Origin of the sequence: Elizabethkingia occulta, assembly GCF_002023715.1 — a bacterium.
In the GTDB taxonomy this organism is placed as follows: Bacteria; Bacteroidota; Bacteroidia; order Flavobacteriales; family Weeksellaceae; genus Elizabethkingia; species Elizabethkingia occulta.
In genome coordinates, this window is the sequence record NZ_MAHX01000006.1 from 96,210 (window position 1) to 116,606 (window position 20,397).

General features: G+C 30.1%; 17 protein-coding genes. 13 read left to right on the forward strand and 4 right to left on the reverse strand.

Annotated elements, in window-relative coordinates; all coding sequences use genetic code 11:
• Positions 1–349 precede the first annotated feature (349 nt).
• From BAZ10_RS04425 to BAZ10_RS04455, 6 genes are all read left to right on the forward strand, one after another.
• Positions 350–2,233, forward strand: a complete 1,884-nt coding sequence (locus tag BAZ10_RS04425) for a penicillin-binding transpeptidase domain-containing protein (protein ID WP_078771085.1) — start codon at positions 350–352, stop codon at positions 2,231–2,233.
• Positions 2,234–2,468: 235 nt separating this feature from the next.
• Complete coding sequence (locus tag BAZ10_RS04430; protein WP_078771029.1) at positions 2,469–3,764, forward strand: tyrosine-type recombinase/integrase; 1,296 nt, start codon at positions 2,469–2,471, stop codon at positions 3,762–3,764.
• Positions 3,765–3,882: 118 nt separating this feature from the next.
• Positions 3,883–4,902 carry a hypothetical protein gene (locus BAZ10_RS04435; RefSeq protein WP_078771030.1) on the forward strand — a complete coding sequence of 340 codons (1,020 nt, stop codon included), beginning with the start codon at positions 3,883–3,885 and terminating at the stop codon, positions 4,900–4,902.
• Between the two features lie 78 nt (positions 4,903–4,980).
• The gene (locus BAZ10_RS04440; RefSeq protein WP_078771031.1) at positions 4,981–5,259 is read left to right on the forward strand and encodes a helix-turn-helix domain-containing protein; all 279 of its coding nucleotides are present in this window, start codon (positions 4,981–4,983) and stop codon (positions 5,257–5,259) included.
• Positions 5,260–5,895: 636 nt separating this feature from the next.
• On the forward strand, positions 5,896–7,134 hold the full coding sequence (locus tag BAZ10_RS04445; protein WP_078771032.1) for a BT4734/BF3469 family protein: 1,239 nt from the start codon (positions 5,896–5,898) through the stop codon (positions 7,132–7,134).
• Positions 7,135–7,666: 532 nt separating this feature from the next.
• Entirely contained in the window at positions 7,667–8,644 is a 978-nt protein-coding gene (locus BAZ10_RS04455) for a hypothetical protein (protein ID WP_131828238.1), read from the forward strand.
• Positions 8,645–8,646: 2 nt separating this feature from the next.
• Here the strand turns inward: BAZ10_RS04455 and BAZ10_RS04460 are convergent, their stop codons facing one another.
• The 4 genes from BAZ10_RS04460 to BAZ10_RS19345 all read right to left on the reverse strand — a co-directional run bounded on the left by BAZ10_RS04460 (position 8,647) and on the right by BAZ10_RS19345 (position 10,292).
• Positions 8,647–9,099 carry a hypothetical protein gene (locus BAZ10_RS04460; RefSeq protein ID WP_131828239.1) on the reverse strand — a complete coding sequence of 151 codons (453 nt, stop codon included), beginning with the start codon at positions 9,097–9,099 and terminating at the stop codon, positions 8,647–8,649.
• A 38-nt stretch (positions 9,100–9,137) separates the two neighbouring features.
• Positions 9,138–9,557, reverse strand: coding sequence for a hypothetical protein (locus BAZ10_RS04465; protein ID WP_078771036.1), 420 nt, complete (start codon positions 9,555–9,557; stop codon positions 9,138–9,140).
• On the reverse strand, positions 9,554–10,006 hold the full coding sequence (locus BAZ10_RS04470; RefSeq protein WP_078771037.1) for a hypothetical protein: 453 nt from the start codon (positions 10,004–10,006) through the stop codon (positions 9,554–9,556). The genes BAZ10_RS04465 and BAZ10_RS04470 overlap by 4 nt, the downstream gene beginning before the upstream one ends.
• A gap of 163 nt (positions 10,007–10,169) precedes the next feature.
• Positions 10,170–10,292: a hypothetical protein gene (locus BAZ10_RS19345; RefSeq protein ID WP_260262902.1), complete on the reverse strand. Its 123-nt coding sequence runs from the start codon at positions 10,290–10,292 to the stop codon at positions 10,170–10,172.
• Between the two features lie 989 nt (positions 10,293–11,281).
• Between BAZ10_RS19345 and BAZ10_RS04480 the strand changes: the two genes are divergently transcribed.
• The 7 genes from BAZ10_RS04480 to BAZ10_RS19215 all read left to right on the forward strand — a co-directional run bounded on the left by BAZ10_RS04480 (position 11,282) and on the right by BAZ10_RS19215 (position 19,527).
• Positions 11,282–12,139: a hypothetical protein gene (locus BAZ10_RS04480; protein ID WP_131828240.1), complete on the forward strand. Its 858-nt coding sequence runs from the start codon at positions 11,282–11,284 to the stop codon at positions 12,137–12,139.
• A 756-nt stretch (positions 12,140–12,895) separates the two neighbouring features.
• Positions 12,896–13,564, forward strand: coding sequence for a DUF6624 domain-containing protein (locus BAZ10_RS04485; protein ID WP_078771039.1), 669 nt, complete (start codon positions 12,896–12,898; stop codon positions 13,562–13,564).
• A gap of 519 nt (positions 13,565–14,083) precedes the next feature.
• Positions 14,084–15,202 (forward strand): hypothetical protein, encoded by a 1,119-nt coding sequence (locus BAZ10_RS04490; protein WP_078771040.1) that lies wholly within the window; start codon positions 14,084–14,086, stop codon positions 15,200–15,202.
• A gap of 723 nt (positions 15,203–15,925) precedes the next feature.
• On the forward strand, positions 15,926–16,282 hold the full coding sequence (locus tag BAZ10_RS04500; protein ID WP_078771042.1) for a hypothetical protein: 357 nt from the start codon (positions 15,926–15,928) through the stop codon (positions 16,280–16,282).
• Between the two features lie 403 nt (positions 16,283–16,685).
• Positions 16,686–17,258, forward strand: coding sequence for a DUF6705 family protein (locus BAZ10_RS04510; protein ID WP_078771044.1), 573 nt, complete (start codon positions 16,686–16,688; stop codon positions 17,256–17,258).
• Between the two features lie 4 nt (positions 17,259–17,262).
• Positions 17,263–17,703, forward strand: a complete 441-nt coding sequence (locus tag BAZ10_RS04515; protein WP_078771045.1) for a hypothetical protein — start codon at positions 17,263–17,265, stop codon at positions 17,701–17,703.
• Positions 17,704–18,219: 516 nt separating this feature from the next.
• Positions 18,220–19,527, forward strand: coding sequence for a hypothetical protein (locus BAZ10_RS19215; protein ID WP_245803746.1), 1,308 nt, complete (start codon positions 18,220–18,222; stop codon positions 19,525–19,527).
• Positions 19,528–20,397 lie beyond the last annotated feature (870 nt).

Consider the following 20,397-nt stretch of genomic DNA (forward strand, 5'->3'; position numbering starts at 1 on the left):
TCAAAAGACAATACTTCACGTCTTTCAAAATAAATTTTTATACTTATTGCTCTATGTCTCCCGATATAGAGCAATTTTGGTTTCGTCTATTAGGTTGTAAATCTTTAATTTAATCCTTGTAGAAAAAGTATATCTTAATAAATATAGTCTATGTCTAATTCTGGTGTTACAGACATAAAATCCAATTCAAATTCCATATCATCTCTTATCTGGTTTTATTATTATAAATACCTCTAAAATTAAATTGAAAAAATAGTTTTTCATCAATAATTTTTATAAAATACAGGTAATTTATTATTTATATTTGTCCTTCTCATTTACCTTCCACGATTTAAAATCTACAACAATTTTGAAATCAAGTTATTTAAAGATTTTTTCAATCCTGCTGGCCATCGCTTTTATATTTATTGCAAGGCTTGCCTATTTACAATTGGTAACAGATCGATATGCACTTAATGCAGCTAATACATCCATAAAGACTGATTATATTATTCCACAAAGAGGTGTCATTTTCGATCGCAACGGAAAGATAATGGTAGGTAATCAACCTTCTTATGAAATGTCTTTCACACAAAATCTTATGAAAACTGATTTTGATACTATTGGATTCTGTAAGCTCCTTAGAATAAATAAATCTTTTTTTATAAATAAGATAAACTCAATAAAGAAAGAAAAATATTATTCAAAGCTTACACCCATGACTTTCATAAAAAACCTGAATCGTGAAGAAATAGCCAGAATACAAGAGATTATATTCAAATATCCTGCATTTAATATTGTTTACAGACCACAACGACAATATGAAGTATCTACCTCTGGCAATCTTTTGGGATATACCCATGAAGTAAATGAAAGGGATATAAAAAAGGATTCGATGTATTATCTACCAGGGGATTTTATAGGGAAAACAGGTATCGAGAAGGCATATGAAAAGGAACTTAGAGGAACAAAGGGAATAAAATATCTCCAAAAAGATATTAAACTCCGTAATATAGGCTCCTATAAAAGAGGAAAACTAGACAAAGATGTTATTACAGGAAAAGACATAACACTTACCATCGACTATGACCTTCAGAAAACAGCTGAAGAAATGTTGGTAGAGAAACATGGAGCAATTGTAGCCTTAGATCCTAGTAACGGTGAAATATTAGTTTTAGCAACAGGACCGGACATTGATCCTAATCTCTTTACGGGTAATGAGAAATCCAAAAACCTTTATCATTTGGCTAAAGATTCTTTTGATTCGCCTACATTGGACAGATCCGTTCAGTCATCCTACCCTCCGGGGTCTACATTCAAGCTACTCACTGCTTTATCAGGGATGCAAATGGGGGTTCTAGATGAAAATACCGTTTTTCCATGTGCCGGAGGATTTCATTACAAAGGAGTAACTATAAAAGGACATGGAGGGGCTGTTCCTCTTATCCCCTCTATTCAGGTATCCAGTAACTGCTATTTTTCATATGCATACCAGTCAATACTAAATAAATATACAGGTAATCCATCAAAAGGGATTGATGAATGGTACAAAATAATGGAAAGCTTTGGGCTGAATGCTTATATGGATAATGATCTGGCAGTCGGAGCAAAAGGATTTATTCCTGACAGCAAATACTATAAAAAACGGTATGGCAAAAACTGGAAACCTATTCAGGCCGTTTATAATGGTATGGGACAGGGAGAAATACTATTGACACCACTCCAAATAGCAAATTTCACAGTAGCAATAGCAAATAAAGGATGGTACTATACTCCTCATATTGTAAAATCAATTGATGGAAAGAATAATCCTGATCCTCGTTTTAAAGTGAAACATAAAACATTGGTACAAAATACCAAATATTATGAGTTAGTCATGAAAGGAATGGAAGCTGTAATGCTGAGGGGTACCGGAGCAGGATTAAAATCTAAAGACTTTACTCAGCTTGCAAAAACAGGTACTGCACAAGTTCCCCAAGGAAAGGATAATTCAATTTTTACGCTCATCGCTCCTGCAGACAAACCAAAAATAATTGTAGCAGCAGTTATGGAACATGCAGGCGGCGGAGCGGCATGGGCAGGTCCCGCCTGCACAGTTATTGCAGAAAAATTCATCACAGGAGACCTAAAACGGGAGCATTTGTATAAAAAAATGACAAATGCCAGTTTTATGCCTGAATATAAAAGACAATGGATTGCAGACCTTAAAAGAAAAGGATTGTATAAAGAATCTAAAAAAGATTCTGTAAAATAAAAATTCAGTACACCTTTAGGCATAAAAGAAAAAAGAGAATCTTTTAGATTCTCTTTTTAGTGGAGCTGGAGGAACTTCTTTTTAAAATCTATTAAAATGCACGTTAATTTATAAATCCTTTATATCAAAAGGATATAAGGCATCTTAATTAAAATAAATTTTCTGAAATTAATTAGGATTTAAACTTTTTGGGTACAATTTTGGGTACAACTTTAAAATTGAAATATTTTTATTTATGGCATCAGTTAGTTTTTACATCAGAGGAAAAGTTTCAGATAAAGAAAGTACTGTTTGGGTGAAATTTAGAGACAGGGACATTGATATTCGTGTTCCAATTCCCGATATAACATGCAAGCCTAAAGAGTGGAAAGATGGAAAATGTAAACTGCCATCTAAAAAGATGCACAAGGATGATACTGAAACAATAAATACTCGTTTAGCCCAACTAGAGGCGGGTATTATTTCTAGTTATATTGAAGAGCGTCCAGAAATTGATTTAAAAGAATGGATAAAAACCATTGTATCGCCAGATAAAGAAAAAACAAAAGATGTAAATTATACTGATGACGTCATCGAATTCATTGATATTTATATTTCTTTAAAAAAGGAAAGTGTTACAGTTGCAACTTTAAAAAAGGCAAAAGTTGTTAAGGAATTAATCAATAGATATGTTATTGATCGAAAGAAGAGAAAAAAAACTTTCAGAGGTTTAAAATTCAAGGATTTAGATAATGCATTTAGAGTTGATTTTGAAAATTATTGTTATAATGAACAATATAAAATTTCTACAACATTCAGAAACTTAAAATTTTTAAAAATGGTATGTAATGTTGCCGAATCGTTTGATATTAATGTTCATAAACATGTTTCAGGATGGAAATTTGAAGTTGAAAAAGCTACTAAACATATACCTAAATCTATTTACCTAACATTTGAAGAGCTAGATAAAATTGAACAGACAGAAATGCCTCATGATTATTTAGAAAATGCCAAAGATTGGTTATTAATAGCTTGTTATACAGGGCAGCGTGTTAGTGATTATTTAAGGTTTACTGCTTCTATGATTGTTGAGGATAGTGATGGTCAAAAATATATTGAATTTACCCAGCAAAAAACAAATGCCAAAATGCAAATCCCCTTATTAAAAAAGGTTCAACAAATTCTGAATAAAAGGAAAGGAGAATTTCCCCGAAAAATATCAGATGTAAATCTAAATCTATATATCAAAGAAGTATGTAAAAAAGCTGGGATAGATAAAATAATCTATAATGGAAAAATGATGCCAATAGAGAAAGAAGATAAAACAAAGATTACACGAAAAGTTTTCGGCCATTATCCAAAACATGAATTGGTAACATCTCATATTGGACGAAAAAGTTTTGCCTCAAATTTCTATGAAAAAATTCCTACTGCTTATTTATTAAATTTCACAGGTCATACAACTGAAAAGCAACTATTGGCATATATTAATAAAACAGAGGTTGAAAAAGCTAAATCGACAGCTAAGATTTTTAATAGTCTAGGATATTAATTTGTAATTATCACAATACATAATATAGTTGGTTTTTAGATTACGTCTAAAAGAGAACAGGTTTATAAACTCGAAAAGTATTGGGAAGAACAGGAAAGACTAAAAAGTAAATAAATTTATGGCAACTATAGAAGAAATCATAAATAAGGCAAATAAGCTAGGGATATATGACAGACATACATTAGAAAAATTTATGTTAGGTAAAGTTGTAACTGTTTTCGATAAATCCAACAGACCTGTACGAAAGGTTACAATTACTGAACTGGTTATTCAATTTAAATCCGAGCATTGTAATACGGATTTTTTTCCAGATGATACTACTAAAGGAAACTTATTCACTTTAGGGCTTGAAACTTATACGGGGACTAAAGAATGTTTAAGTTTTAAAACTATTAATTACCTAGATTTTGTTCATGAAAACAATGATTTTTTAAGCATTTTAAACATGGAATTTCAAACAAAAATAACTGAAATAGAAAACAATTTAGATGATTATATCTTAGACAATCCTAAACTAAGCAAAGAAGAACTTCCTAAGTTACTTAATGATATACTTAAATTCTTTAATGACTGCAAATCTCAGATCTCTGCAGAACCTCTATTTTATAAAATGGGGGCATTGTTAGTGAAAGATCTTCCTGAGTATTATATTGATAATGAAGGAATGGAGGAGGTCGCAAATATATACACACGAAAAATAGATCATGTAATTAATAAATACAAAAAGTATATAGATAAAGATTCTCTTGTTTACAAAATGCATAAAAGAGATAATAAATTTATTTTGAAACAGCAAAAGAGGCAGAAGAAGTTGAAAAAACAAGAGAAGAAGCCTGAAACACTCATAAATTGGAAGGATATTTTTAGAGAAAAAGATACTTACAAACAATTTATAAAATACGCAAAGAAACATATTCTTAATCCCTTTATAGATTACTCATATCTTTTTCAGAAGTTAAAAGAATTAGAATTAGTACATAATCACCCACATTTCAAATATATTAATTGGCTTAGGAACAATCGTTTTATTTCAGACAAAGATTATGAAATTTTCACAAATAACGCAGGATTTAGATCACTAAAAAAATCTATTTCCGAACAACGAGAGAATAATTTTGCAAATATTTTTGAAGATTGACATAGGCTATCGGAAAAAACTTCCGATTCTCGGAAGTAACCTTATATTAAATTTGTATCATAATTAAACAAAAATATTATGATCAAAGAAACAATTCAATTGATACATATAGACAGTAAGTCTTTTGGTCAGTTTATCCAGGAAATAATTCGAAAAGAATTAAGCGAGTATAAAGTTAATACTCAGGAAGAAAAAGAATACTACACACGTGAAGAAACGTCTAAGCTTCTTAATGTAAGCTATCCAACACTATTTCAATGGAATAGAGACGGAATACTAAAAGCTAGAAAAATCGGTAAACGTGTATATTATTCAAAAGAAGACGTTAAAGAGGCTTTAAATAGACGAGACAACTAACATTTTCTATACAGTTGGTTTTTAGATTGCGCATAATAAAAACCTTCCTGTATCTTTTACAATCCCCATTAAAAAATTTATTAATCAATGACTTGGCTGTAGTAAAATTACTATGGGGGCTATTGTTATGTCTAAATTTCAATCTTTTTATTATGAAAAAACAACAAGAAAATATCGATTTCACAAAAGAGTTCATCCTTTACATGCATTCTCAAGAAAGACAGTTCGAGCCAGATACGTTAACATTTATACAAGATGATGAAACATGTATTTGGGTGAACGAAAACGGCAATACTGTAGCTTAAATATTTGTAAATAAAAAAGCTAACGGCAGAATACTATTGGAAGTTGAAATTGACCCTCAGTATAATCCAGACTATGATAGAATCTGTGATGAACTTTCTGATTTCCTTTATTTAGAGTGGGATTATGAAGATTTTGAAAAAATAGAATTTATTCAGGTTGAATTTTAATCTTCATGATTAGATTCTAATCTCCGAAAAGGACAGTTGATGGTGGATGCATACACTACCTAGTCCTGCTTAAAACAATCAATAATTTAATGACAATAAGTTTTTATACGATTCGCCATCGTGTACGGCTGTTGCTATGTCTAATTTTTAAACATTACACCATATGATAAACAAAATAAATTGTTGTACAAACAGAACAATTACAAGCTCTTTTCAGAATATCGAGGAAGTTGTCAACTTTATTAAAACTCCTCCTCCAGAACACATTACTCTTGTAGAACGAGCTAGATCCTTAAGCAGAACATCGGATGAATATAGTGATATTAAGAAAAACCGTTTACCAGCTATTTCAGTTGGGTTTAGTTTCTCAAATAATTATATTAGAGGTATAAATTTAGATTCTCCGACTGGTTACCTATACATGGATGTAGATGGTGCTACTGAAGAGGATATTGAAATCAATACTGCCTATGTATGTGCATATTGGCGAAGCTTGTCCAATAATGGTATGTCATTAGTTGTAAAAGTAGAAGGCTTAACTCCCTACAATCTAAAAATAGCTACTACAGAGATAGCTCGATTATTAGATATTCCACATGATACCCAAGCAGTTTCAATTGATAGACTAACAGTATTATCCTACGATCCTAATGCTTACTATAATGATAACACAGATATTATTCCTATACCAGAGATACTACCTACAACTGATGCATTGACTCCATTACAAACTGAAAAAAGTACCCATTCTAATAATATTAAAGAGAGTATATCACTAGGGTATGATTATAATGGGTATAATTTAAGATTTAATAATCTGAATGAATTACTAAAGTCATATAATATCGAATATGATGAAAACGGATTCTATGATTTAGGTAGACACAATAAATTAAGTTATGCGCAGGTATTTGTTCCATTCAAACCCGTCAATGTTGGAGCAAGAGAAGCTGTACTAAAAAGTATTACTTATCAACTATTAGCATTAAATAAAGACGCCCCAGAATCTCTTTTGCTAAAATATCTGCATTCCGTTAACTATAAAGCGATGAACCCTCCATTAGAGATGCAAGAGGTAAAGATTACTTTTGACAAGGCATATGATAAAATAAAGGGTATAACTCCACTATTCAATGCTGAAAGGCGATTTCTTTATGATCCATATAGAGATTTATCTGCAAAAGAAAAAAGACAGCTCAATCTAAAGCAAATACATAAGGATACTGTTGCTAGAACCACAAAAGAATTATTAGATATTATGAATACCTGGAATGAGGAACAATATGGTAAAATGACAATTAAGAAAATTACTAAAATATCAGGTAAGAACAAAAAGACTGTCCAGAAATACTATAGAGAATTAAAAAGTCGTATATCTCTACTAAAAATTGATTCTTCATGATTATCTTAATTATATAATTACATATTTGAATTTCTGTTAAAAATGCCGATTTGGACAATACATGATTCTTTTTGTACTACCATTGGGTGGTATTATATAATGAAAGACATTGTAAATAAGACCTTTTATAGCTATTCTGGCGGAGTTATGCCACAAATGAAGGCAGAGTTTGGTGCGAAGAAAAAGAATGCCCTAATAGTGCTTAAATGGCCTGTTTTATATACTATTATTTATCATCTCAGGTTAAAGACCATTAAAGTATATTGTAATTTGTGTATATTTGCAACTTGTTTTTTTAAATAAAGTTTAATTTTTTCTTTTTTTCAATAAACAATTAGTCTAACAAAGATAGGGAGTTGATATATAATGAAATACCATCTTTACTATTTATATAAATTTTAGTCAGATTGCCTGAAGGAGCTGTAGATTAATCTTCACTATATTCTTTTATAATACTTTGACTGTACAAAAAACAAATCATAACCAACTAATAGTGAGTTATAATAACGTAGAGAACTTAAAAAAAAATAATATGAAGAGAATTAAATTTTATTTCTTGTTGTCATGTCTAATTTTTAGCATAATAGCATGTTCAAGAGGAAGTGAGGCATCCGAAACCCCAGATACCCCATCAATTAGCCCTGATAACCCTTATGCTTCATTTGGAGTTCCTGAAAGTATACATGTTATTAAATCAAGTAATTATAAGATAAACGGGATTTCTTCTATTGAAATTATAGGTACTGATAAATCCAAGAATAATAATGCCTGGATTGGAATTTATGAATTAGGATCAAAAAAGAAAATTGTTGAATTTTCAGATAATGAGAATTGGCCTATAAGAGGAATAGATGGTAAAGGAAGTATTATAGATATAAGTAATGAGTTTTATTTCTATCCTATTTTTATTAATAAAGACACTTTTGTTTTCCACTTGTCAACAAGTCGTAATTTTGATATAAATTATAATAGTGATTGGAATAACGGATCAATAGAATATAGTCGTTTTTATATTGTAAATAACGGCAAGATTACAAATAAATTTGAAGGAAACACTCTAGATAAAGGAAATCTTTCAACAGTTATCAATTTTAGAAAATATTTTGACGGCTTTATATTAGCAAAAAAAAATAACAATGGTTTAACCTATGATTATTATAACCAAACAGCAGATCACATATTTAACAGCAATATTTTAGCCCTAAATCCTGTAAGTTTTGAAGAAGAACTTCTGTTTGATAATACAGCCATGACAGCCAAAAAAATTAATTTGAAAACCAATACAATTTTATTTGAGAAAAAGATTGCTGTTGAAGGGGTAGTGTACGGAAATAACGCTGATTCGGTGAAAGAGGTTAATGGAAATGTATGGACAATTACCAATAAGTGGAAAGAATATGTTAAAGTTAGTTGGGGAACACTTGAATATGTTTATATCAACAAATATACTATTGATGTCACGACTGGAGATACTCAAGTCATTATCAAAAAGCAAGAAGTTAAGCAATAATATTAAAAAATATCAACAAACCCGCCATAACTCACTTTCAGTCCTGAGTAACTCATTTGTAAAGTAAACTGGGTTTCTTCTGGAGTATGAGTTTTTACCAGAGTAATAGTAGCACAGCCTGACTTGTTATCGTAGCTGTTGTGATAATACCATTTAAAGGTAGAGGTGTTAATTTCCTCTACCTTTTTTGATAACACTTCTACTTTACCATAAGACTGTTGTCCCCATTTATCCGATACATTAGCCATGTATAACCCGTTATTGACCTTGTAAAACACAAAATACCCACCTCTGTCTAAATCAAACTGACTAGTATCTTTGAAGAACCCATGATTAGACGATGATATAAAGTATTTTTCACCATTAATAGGAGGTGTTTCAACGATGTTCTTATATCCAAGGTCAGCATATACATCGATTGTAATAGGCGGTTCTTTTGGCTCACAAGATGCCACAATAACTATTGTAAAGACTGATAAAAGCAGTTGTTTCATTATTTGCCATCAAAATAATTAGCATTTTCAAAGAAGTTGTAATACATCTTAAATTCATTATAGATGAAATAGAATTGCGTGCTATGCTCTTTGTTGGTCGGGGATATTAGCATGACTGTACAAAGTTTTCCGTCCTGATCCATTGCCTGCCAACGGAAATATTTATTATTCTCCTTATTATATCCAGAATCTAAGAAGCTTGTAAGGCTATACCGCTGGGGTTTGGCACTATCTATTCTTATCTCGCCTTTATTTCTGTCAATATAAATATTGGCTCTGGTTGGAATCTTTTCACTCCACTCACCCCACCCTTTATTAGTAAGGTATTTGTAAGCATAAGAAGTTGACTGAAAGACTTGTTGTTGCCCGAATAGTGAGAAACTAATGAAAAGTATTAATATAATTGTTAATTTTCTCATTCCCCTTCCACTAAGTAGGTGTTTCTTTTATTACTGGCGTCCATATAGGTGTCAAATACGAACGTTTCCTTGGAAATGACCCTACCACCATAAACTTGTGCGCTGGACGAATTAAGATAGTTAGTAATCATTAAATCTTCCATTTTCGCCTTTTCTTCATCGGTAATAATTTGTAACTCCATGATCTTTGATACAACATTCAGTCTTTCAGTTTCTGTTACGTGTCGCTCACTAACTGCCAATCTTACGAAAACATACTTTTTAGGCATTGCATTAATAATTGAGTCGGCATATTTCTCTCCTTCCTTGAGAGTGTTTCTTACTTTGTTCATGCTTGAATCTGGAATTTTGGCTGGAGATTGGTTATCAGCTTCTGGTTCAGCTTTCTTTTTACATGATATTGTTATTGTAAGTAGTGCTGTAGAAGCGATATAACAAAGTCTTTTCATATTACTTAGCGTTAATAGTTTCGTTAAGCTTTGATGATTCCATTAGTACAGACCCTACACGTTTATAAACAAAATGTTTTCCACATGCTTCTATAGAATAAGTTGCATGTCCTAGTCTGTTGATTTTGTCTAGAATTTTGATGTCTTCTTTGGGACAGTTCTGTTAAATAGCTACTGTTTTGATGACTTCTTTGTCGGAATAGCCCATTTGACCGATTGGAGATACTCCACAGCTAGATAAAAGGATTGATGTTACACCACCTAATAGTAATAATGTTTTTTTCATGATAAGATGAATTGTTTTAATTCACCCAAGCCTAAAAGTGATTGTTGATAATGTATAAAAAGGAAAAAGGACGTAGGCTCGTAACTCTTATTTACCAATAGGGGCTCTGGTAAGCCTTTGAAGTATAAATAAGCGAAACCCACGCCCAATATATTAATATAAGGACGTGAGCGTTCAACTTACCATTCTGCACTTCAAATTGAATTTACCAGATTCCTATTGACAGAATAATTATTAACGCTCTTTTTTTCGATATGTATTGACTGCAAAAATATAACTTTTTACAATCCGTATGCTGTTTTTAATGCAATTTTTGTTCCTAAACTTACAGTATGATTGTTAATTACTGAATTTATACCTTTTAGTTACAGTTGGCTTTATGATTGTGCGCATATTAAGTGATAAACACTGTAAATAAGGCGCTTTTCAGGCGTTTCTGAATGGGCAATGTGAAAATATGATAGGGTTTATACTTTTACGCGTAAAACAAGCTTAAACAGACTGTTTTGTGGGTGTGTGGTTTTAAGTTTTAATCCTCTTGAAATATTAGATGTGGGCAAACGGTTATATCAAAAAAAGATCCCCAAACACTAGCTTTACCTTAGTATATGAAGATATAAGTATTGAATAAATATTAGTATATATTGGTATTATGTTGCAGAAAATCACACAAACACCTCATTAATAGCGGCTTACTCTTCAATAGGTATGCAGTTTTTTAGAAAAAGTTAATATCAATTTGACATTACACCTCTAAGTATTTAATTATTCCATATAAAAAGATAATAAATCAATGTTTTAATCAAGGAAAAATTGTTTTTATTATTAATAATTCATACATTCGATTAATATAATTACAATTTAAATAAATGGAATTAAAAAAAATTAAAATGCAAGTTGTCTTTGAGATAGTATCCCAATAGTTATATATTATAATTATTGGGGCTGGCTAAGAATAATATAACAATTAATTAAATTACTAAATCGCAATGAAAAAAAATTATTTATTTTTCATGTTATTAATTATCTCTTTAATAACATTTTCCTGTGTTTCAGATGATGAAACTATTCAACCTAATAATATCGATTTACAAAGAATTAGTAAATTAGATATGGGGAAAATCCACAATAAAATTTTAGATATTTCTATAGATGTCTGTAATAAATATTTAGAAAAGCGTAACTTAGGTGGCGGAGTTCAAACATTTAGATATCCAACTCATGAAGAACGGCTGGAAGTTTTAGGAGAAGTTAATAATGAAATTGTTTACAACTTATCCGAAGAGCTTGATTTAAGCATTGATACAACTAATGAATTATTAACTGAAATGGGATATGATAAAGAAAACTTTATTAATGGAACTATTGAGCAACCGAATTATGGAAGTGCCAATCAAAAGCTAGTTCCATATTATCAGTCAATTATATATGAATTGGACAATATGGAAGATTTAGAATTATTTACAAATAATTTAGAAGCTTTATATTCTGGCGCTACAAATTTAAATAATGAAGAAAAACTAATTTTAAGAAAGACAATAGATATATCAATTTCATCTGCTACCTATTGGACTACGTCACAATCAGCTGCATACGCACTTAATGAGAACCTATTCAATGGTAAAGGAGGAGTCTCTATTATGAAATTGCGACCTGTTAGTTCTCAACACAAAGCAATCATAAAAGCAGATGTCAATGGAGCTATTGATGGAGGCATTGCTGGGGCTATTGGAGGAACTGCTATGGGCGCAGGTGTAGGAGCTTTACCTGGAGCTCTTTTTGGAGCTTGCATGGGAGCTTCATTAAATTCTGCAAGAGAAGGTATATGGCAAGCTATGGGTTGGTAATAACTAATATTTTAGAATCATGAAGAAAAACATTGTATTATTTCTAATACTGTTCATATCTTATACTCTTTCGGGTATATTTATAACTAAAGAAGAAATCAAAGATATCTTAATAGTTGCACCAATTTTTTCCGTATTAATGGTAATCGTATTCAATTGGTTTTCAAAGCTAAGAAGTAATTAAAATTATTACATAACTAAGTTAACAGTTGTATTTAGCCCTGTAATCCCAGGGCTATTTTATTTGATTCTAAATTGGATTTATTATAATCCTCTTATAATACGATTTTGCGAGAAACTTTAAACCAGAATATAACTAAACTCTGTAAACAAGAGTCTTTTCAGCCATTTTGAGCCTCTTTCTCTACATTATAATGTATTTAATACCTGCATTATACTTAAATCCCTCCTTACAGAGCTATTTATATATTGTATCAGTTACCAGATCACTAAAAAGTACCCGAAGATTGTGTTTATAGTATAGAAATGTAAAGATTAATAATGATATAAATATTAGTATATATTGGTATTATGTTGCAGAAAATCACACAAACACCTTATTTATAGTATTTTACAAAGGTTTTAAAAGTTTCCGTGATAGTATATATTAGATTAACACTACACTAGGTATACAGTACTACGGAAAAATTACCCACTCTATTACTATTTAAGGTATACACTCATAGGGTATGATTATAATGGGTAAATTTTGATATTGAATTTTATTATATATTTATCATATCAAAAAGCATAAATATGAAAAAACTATTTAAATTCATTATAGTATTAGCATTTCCTTTATTCTTTAAAATTTCTTTTGCTCAAACTACTAAAATAACAGAAAGTGAGAAAGAGTTGATTAATAGAACCCTAAGCAATATGGTTGATAGTGATCAGTTGGTTTCACTTCCCCCAAGCGGAGAAAACAGTAAACTTCCCAAAGAGACATGGAGAAAAATGCAAGATAGCGTTTATAGTAGCAACAAAGTTGTCATTAATGAATATTATAAAAAATTTGAATTCCTTGGCTTTGACAAAGTAGGAAAAGAAGGATCTTATAACTTTTGGTTATTAGTACAACATTGTGATAAATATCCTGAATTTCAAAAAAAAATACTTAAATCCATGAAGATTGAGGTGGAGAAAAAAAATGCTCAAGCTGACAATTATGCATTACTATATGATAGAGTTAGAATTAACTCTGATAAAAAACAGCTATTTGGATCTCAAGTTACTTACAATGAACTTGGGCAAGCAGAACCTAAAAATGGGCTTATTGATAGTATAAATGTTGACGCAATTAGAAAAAGGTATGACTTAGAACCCATAAAAGATTATTTGAACTCCATGACCGAAAGACATTATGAAATGAATAAGGAATACTTTACAAGAAAAGGAATTAATGCACCTAAGCTGTACAATTAATATGTAATACTAATTACTTATTTAAGTCCTTGTTGTTTCAATTATTAAGCTTCTACTCCTTTAGATTAATTTCGATCGACTGTTATATTTTTTGGTAGTATTGATAATGGCTCTGGTTCCCTCAGATCAAAATCCTTGCTTAATCCTTTCAAAAAAGATGCTACTATTAAAATGTGGTAAAGCAATATACTTCTGCCTACAATATAGGCTTAAACAGACAGTTTTGTGGGTAGATTATAGTTTAGATCTCCAGAAGCAAAATATTAGACTTGGATGGTCAGTTATTTCTTAAACCGTTATATCAAAAAAAAGTCCCCAAACACTAGCTTTTCCTTAGTATATGAAGATATAAGCCTGATATAAGTATTGAATAAATATTAGTATATATTGGTATTATGTTGCAGAAAACCACATAAGCAATTAATTAACAGAGTGTTATAATGTATTTTTACTACATAAATCTAAAATTAAATTATATGATTAATTATTAATATTTTAGTGTTCACTAACACACTTAATATGAAAGAAAAACTACTTTACACTCTAATCATTATTTTCGGAATAAATACTCTAAGATCTCAATACTTACCTAAAGATACTTTATACGGAAAAGTTAAAGAAATTCGAGAAAAAGTTATCTTTCTGACAGAAATTGAAAACCCACAACTGTTATACTATGATGACTATGGTCATTCAGGTTTTATGGGACCAGAATCAACTATAGCAAGATTTAAGGATACTTGGTATACTTCTCAAATGTGTTACTATTTAAATTATCATCGCTTCTTTGATGCAAAAGGTAATGTTATTAAAGATATCTGGTATGGAAAAAAAGATAACTTTATGAATGCCTACCGAAAAATATACAATGAAAAGAATAAGATTCAAAGCGAAATAGACTCAACAAATTATTCTGTCTCCACAAAAAATTATTTTTATTCAGATTACGGTGATGTAAATATTATTTCTCAGAATATGAAATACAATAGCTTCGGTCATGTTTATCGAAAATATGACAAAGAGAAAGTTCAAGTATTTAAAACATTTGATGAGAATGGAAATGTTGATGAGTACAAGTATTTTTATAATAATGCAGGTAAGCTTTTATATAGTATTTACAAAAATCCTAGATTATGGAAGCGTATTGATGAACGTAGCTGGGGGTACGGTGTATATGATACTATTGGGAATGTTTATAAAAATATCATTAATGAATATGATATAAAAAACAGATTAATAAAATCACAGCAATTTGATTTATACCAAGATGACAAAGAACATAAGAATCCTAAAATAACCAGGCAAACCAATTATGTTTATAAAGATGACAACCTTATTACTACTATTAGAGGATACGCTAGTGGAGAGCCTACTTTCACATACTATACTTATGATAAAAAGAAAAGAGTTATTGAAAAATATTGTTGTGACAAAGATATCTCTAAAGCAATCATTGTTGAAAAGTTCAAGTATAGTGATAATCAGATAATAAGCTTAAATTATACAGAAGATAAGAAAAACTATAAAGTAAGCTTTAGATATAAATATGATCAAAACAATAACTGGACAGAAATAATTAAAAATGTTGATGGGAAAGATCTTTTTAAATGGGTAAGGGAAATACAATACTATAAATAATGATCTGGAGAAAAATTCTATGGAATATTATCGCTGCCTTAGTATTATTTCCAATAGTGGGAATAGGTCGCCATTGGGTAAATATTATAACAGGTAATTACGAATATTATAATATTCATTATACTCTACGTGAATATTTAAGACTTCTTTTGCATGGACAGGTATACTTTTCAATATTTTGGCTAATGATTGTTCTATTGCCATTCCAGTTGATAAAGGACTACAGGTTAAGAATTAATAAAAAACTCTCATTTCTATACAAAATTCTAATATTTGCAGCTATAGTATCTTTGATCGTCTTAATAGCTGGAAGTTTTTTTGTTAACTTATGGGCAACACCTTGGTGGAATAATTTTTTATACCTAGTTGTAGCAATAGGTCTAAGTGTAATATTTACACCATTTTTATATTTGACAATAGATCGGCATGTAGAGAAAAAGACTATAAATAAAGTATTATCTGAGGATATAAATGAAAAACATGTCTTATATATCTTCGCATTCATAATCATAGCAATTATTATCTTGTTCCATAGCAGTTGAGAAGTAACATTTCTCTTATATTTTAAAACTTTCCGTGATAGTATATATTATATTAACACTACACTAGGTATACAGTAATACGGAAAAAGTACCCACTCTATTACTATTTAAGGTATACACTCATAGGGTATGATTATAGTGGGTATATTTTGATTATATTTATCATATCAAAAGCATAAATATGAAAAAACTATTTAAATTCTCAGTAGTGTTAGGATTTTCTTTATTCTCCCATGCTCTATTCGCTCAAACAAGTAGTGATGAAAAGACTGATGATCATTTCAAATTTAAAAGTAAAAATATTATAACTAGTAAAATTTTACAAGTAACCAGATTTACTAACGATGTGTCACTGGATAGTCCCTTTATAAGTTTTAATGGGGCTTATCAGGTGATTTATGATGAGAAAAATCAAAAGATCGAAATTCTAAACAGTAAAAATTTTAAAGTCAAAAAAGTGTCTTCAGTAAGTAAAAGCATAGATAATAAAGAAAATTTAATAACATACTATATTAAAGAAGATAAACTTGTTATGTAGTAATGAATACTATATTTTATCTTATAAATAAAATGAAAGCGTTAAAGATTACTTCTATTATCTCTTTTCTATTAATAGGAGGAGTAAACCCAAAGGGTACAATTAATATACTAGCTTTTCCTTATATGCTGGTAGAGTTCTTTGCAGAACTATTTAATGGGAATTTAGGAATGGATATGCTATTGGCACTTGTAATTGTAATCACATTAACAGGAACTCTCATAATCTTTTATAAAAATCAAAACAGAAGCTTGCTAATCCTTTGCTTTATCACCCTATCTTTATTTTCAGTATTTCTTTCTGGGATATTGACAAGTAAGCCAAATTTATGGTTCATAGCGACATCAGGAATATTTGTTGTAAGTTCTTTATTGCTAATATTTCGTAGTCCAAAATCACACATATGAAAAGAATTATATTTTTAACAATCCTTCTAGTTAATCTATATACCAAAGCTCAAACGATACCTCTATCACAATATTTCGACAACAAATCTAGTGGTGTATACATGAAAGATATGGAAAATGTTTTGCCATTGTTTGAAGGTAAATGGACTGCAAACTTTAATGACAACAAGATAACTTTAGTTTTAAAGAAATTTAAAAAGTTCCCAATTAAAGCCACACGTTTCTCAGATTTAAGCTATGATAGAGATGTCTTGCTTATGACCTATACAATAAAAGATTCTAGAGGTAAATTACTTTATAGTACAGTTGACAGGAAGATAACAAGCCCGTATTCTATAATTAGTTCAGCAGCTGTCTTATCACCTGAAAAAAGAGTATTGTTTGAATATGATGGAGAAGAATGTCCAGCAACTAATGGATCTATCTTTTTTACCTATATAGATTCAACGCATATACAATGGGAACTTAAACTAATGTGCAATATTGGCGCTAATATTGAATGTAAAAAATTTGGTAATGCTAAGCTGTTCCCTCTAAGAGTACCTGAATTAATATTTACAAAGCAATAACTTTATGAAAAAGTATATCTTATTGTTTATTTGCCTTGTATCCGCTGGGGTTATTAGTTGTCAGTCATCAAAAAACAATGATTTAGATAATATTCTCCAGACAGTTTCCAAAGATGTACTTCCTGAACCGTTTTATTATAGTAGTTTCTTCAATAAAAAGCATATTTTTAAAGAGAAAAGCTATTTTGCAAAGGATGAATTGTTAAAAACCGAAAAAGATAACTTCTGGTTTCTATACAATATCTCTTATAAAGATAATGATGCTTATGTAGAGATCTTAAGAGTTAAAAATGGATCTTTTAATAAATACAAGCTATCAAAGCATAATGGAGACTGGATAATCACAAATAAAGAGGAGTCTCAGACAAAGGTAGACGAAAATGAAGGTACCAGAATGTATATTGATATTAGAAACAAGCTCGGCAAACCATTAACTAGTGATTAGTACAGTTTAGTTGCTGGGGGGATAAGGTAAGATTGTATTAACACTTAAAAGTTTACTGATTTCACTTACCTTGTAACAGTTCTTTTATGTAATGTGGTGTGTTATAGGCTTAAAATCGCTCCCATGAAAACATTACTGACTAAAACTGTACTGTATAAACTCTCCAGACAACAGCCCAAAAGTTCCCCAAACGATTGATTACTGGATATAATAAGCTATATAATGATTGAATAAATATGTAGTATATATTGGTATTATGTTGCAGAAATTAACATAACACTCTTATTAACAATATTTTACATACAGTCTTTTACATTAGCAATAACACTTATTAAATACCCATCAATCCAACCTTTAACAATATTGTTGCATCTATAACATTAAACCTCTAATAGCAATGGTTTACTAAGTTTTAATAGAAAATAATATTGATTTTATATCATTTTATGGCAAACCGTAATATAAATGTGAATTTTTATTATATATTTAACCAATTAAAAACATAAAATCATAAAAATGAGAAAAAAATTACTCTTTGTCCCATTATGGGGGATCTTCACTTTATCCTTACTTTCTTCTTGTCGTTCCGAAGACGGGGCAATTCAACAAAAACAGATAGAAGATAATCGTTTTGCCACGTTTATTCCTAAATCTGGGAAAACAATTAATTATGCAGATGGATTTGCTTCCCTAATGAAAAGATATGATAATTTACACAAAACAAATCTTTCAGGAATAAACAATAAACCTGTAATAGGAACTTTAGCCAGTAATGATAAAAATGCTTCACTATTTCAGAATGGTGAATCTTATGTTGAATCAAATATTCGTTCACAAACCGTTACAGAAAAAGATGATATTAAATGGGTTGCTTTCCCAAAGGTTCAAGGAAATAAAGTAGTTAGTCTGGTAGTTGGAATACTTTCCGAGAAAGGGACACGTGTTAATTACCGTACTTTTGGAAATGGTGATGATTTATATAAGGGAAATGTTATATTATTTCAAGCTGCTTTAGACAGACGTTTAAAGAAGACTTCAAAATTGGCACTTAATGCAAGTTTAAATCCTATTGCACTTGCTGATCCTGAAGGTTGTAGTGATCCATATAGTGTAAACTATGATCCAAAATGTAAAGATATAGAAGAGGTTATAATAACTAAGCCTAAACCTTTAACAAAAGAACCTAATCCTAGTCCTAGTCCGCCTCCATTCCCTACTGATCCAGATGGCAGATGTGGTGACTATGGTGATTGTAGTGGGTCAAGTGGTAATGGTAGTGGTGGAGAGTCTTCACCAAATACTTCGGATGTAATTGAGTTTATTAAGCCTAAATACTTCATATTTAATTTGAAGAGGTATTTGAGCTGTCTAAATCTAAATCAACCAGCTAACTTACAGGTGTTTGCTGAAAGTATGGATAATGATTGGCCAGGACATGCTTTCATTTCGATTACTCAAGGCAGCAATGTTTTAACATTTGGCTTTTATCCAAATAACCCAGATGGTAAGATCTCTAAATCTATAATTTCAGATGGAATTATGGGAGATAATAGTGAATCTACTTATACATCGAGAAAGAACTATGGCCAAATTTCATCGGATCAACTAAGGCAAATAGTTGATGCTGCTTTAGTATTTGACCAAAGAGATTATAATATAAGTGATACAAATTGCTCAACATTTGCTATGCTTGTAATGACTATTGCAGGAGAAAAAAATCCACCTGTTCATCCTAGTACTCCGAATAATATTATAAGAAGATTTGGGAATGGAGAAATTAAAGAAAAAGGGAAAGGGCCAAATACACAAAGAACTTGTAATTAATAAATTATTATGAAAATATTAAAATTTATTTCTATTATTTCATTTTTACTAACTACTGGAGTAAATGAAAAAGCAATGCCTAATATAATGGTAATGTTGATTTCAATATATTTATATATAAGTGAACTTTCAGTATCTCATACAAGTAAAGAAACTTTTTGGTTCATAATTATGATACTTATTATTGCTGTATTGATCATTTTTTATAAATGTAAGGCGTATAAAGATCGGTATATATTAATACTTTGTTTTATTTCGTTATGTATGGCAACTATTCTCTTTTCTAAAATATTAGAAGACTATAAACCAACAGTGACATTCATCATAACATCGGGGATATTTATTATTAGCTCATTAGCTTTAATAATCTGGAATTTTAAACCTTTAAAGAAAGAATAAAATATTATCCTTTTTTATTGATACTAATACCCTGATAGCATTCAGGGTATTCTTTATTAGAATCCTGCTGTGTGCATTTCTATCTTATGTTTTGTTTATACTGGTTTATATCTTACCACTTATTTAACTAATATACGACCAATAATCTTATCTTACACAATTATCTCTCCGTGCGGAACGACAATAATACATGCTCTCCTTTAGTTTATCCCCACCCAACTCACTTTCAAAATTTTAAAACTACTATTATATAGTATTTGTAACAATTTAGTACAAATTACATCATACAGATACATTATGATAACTACTTTTTATACAAGCTCTAACCAACTTACTTCAACTGTTATATAGTATTTGTTACAAATCTGCGCCAAATAGGACGTGTATATGTATAACCTTTTCTCATATCCCCCACCAACTCATTTCCAGAAATTCAAAACTGCTATTATATAATATTTGAAGAGTATTGAT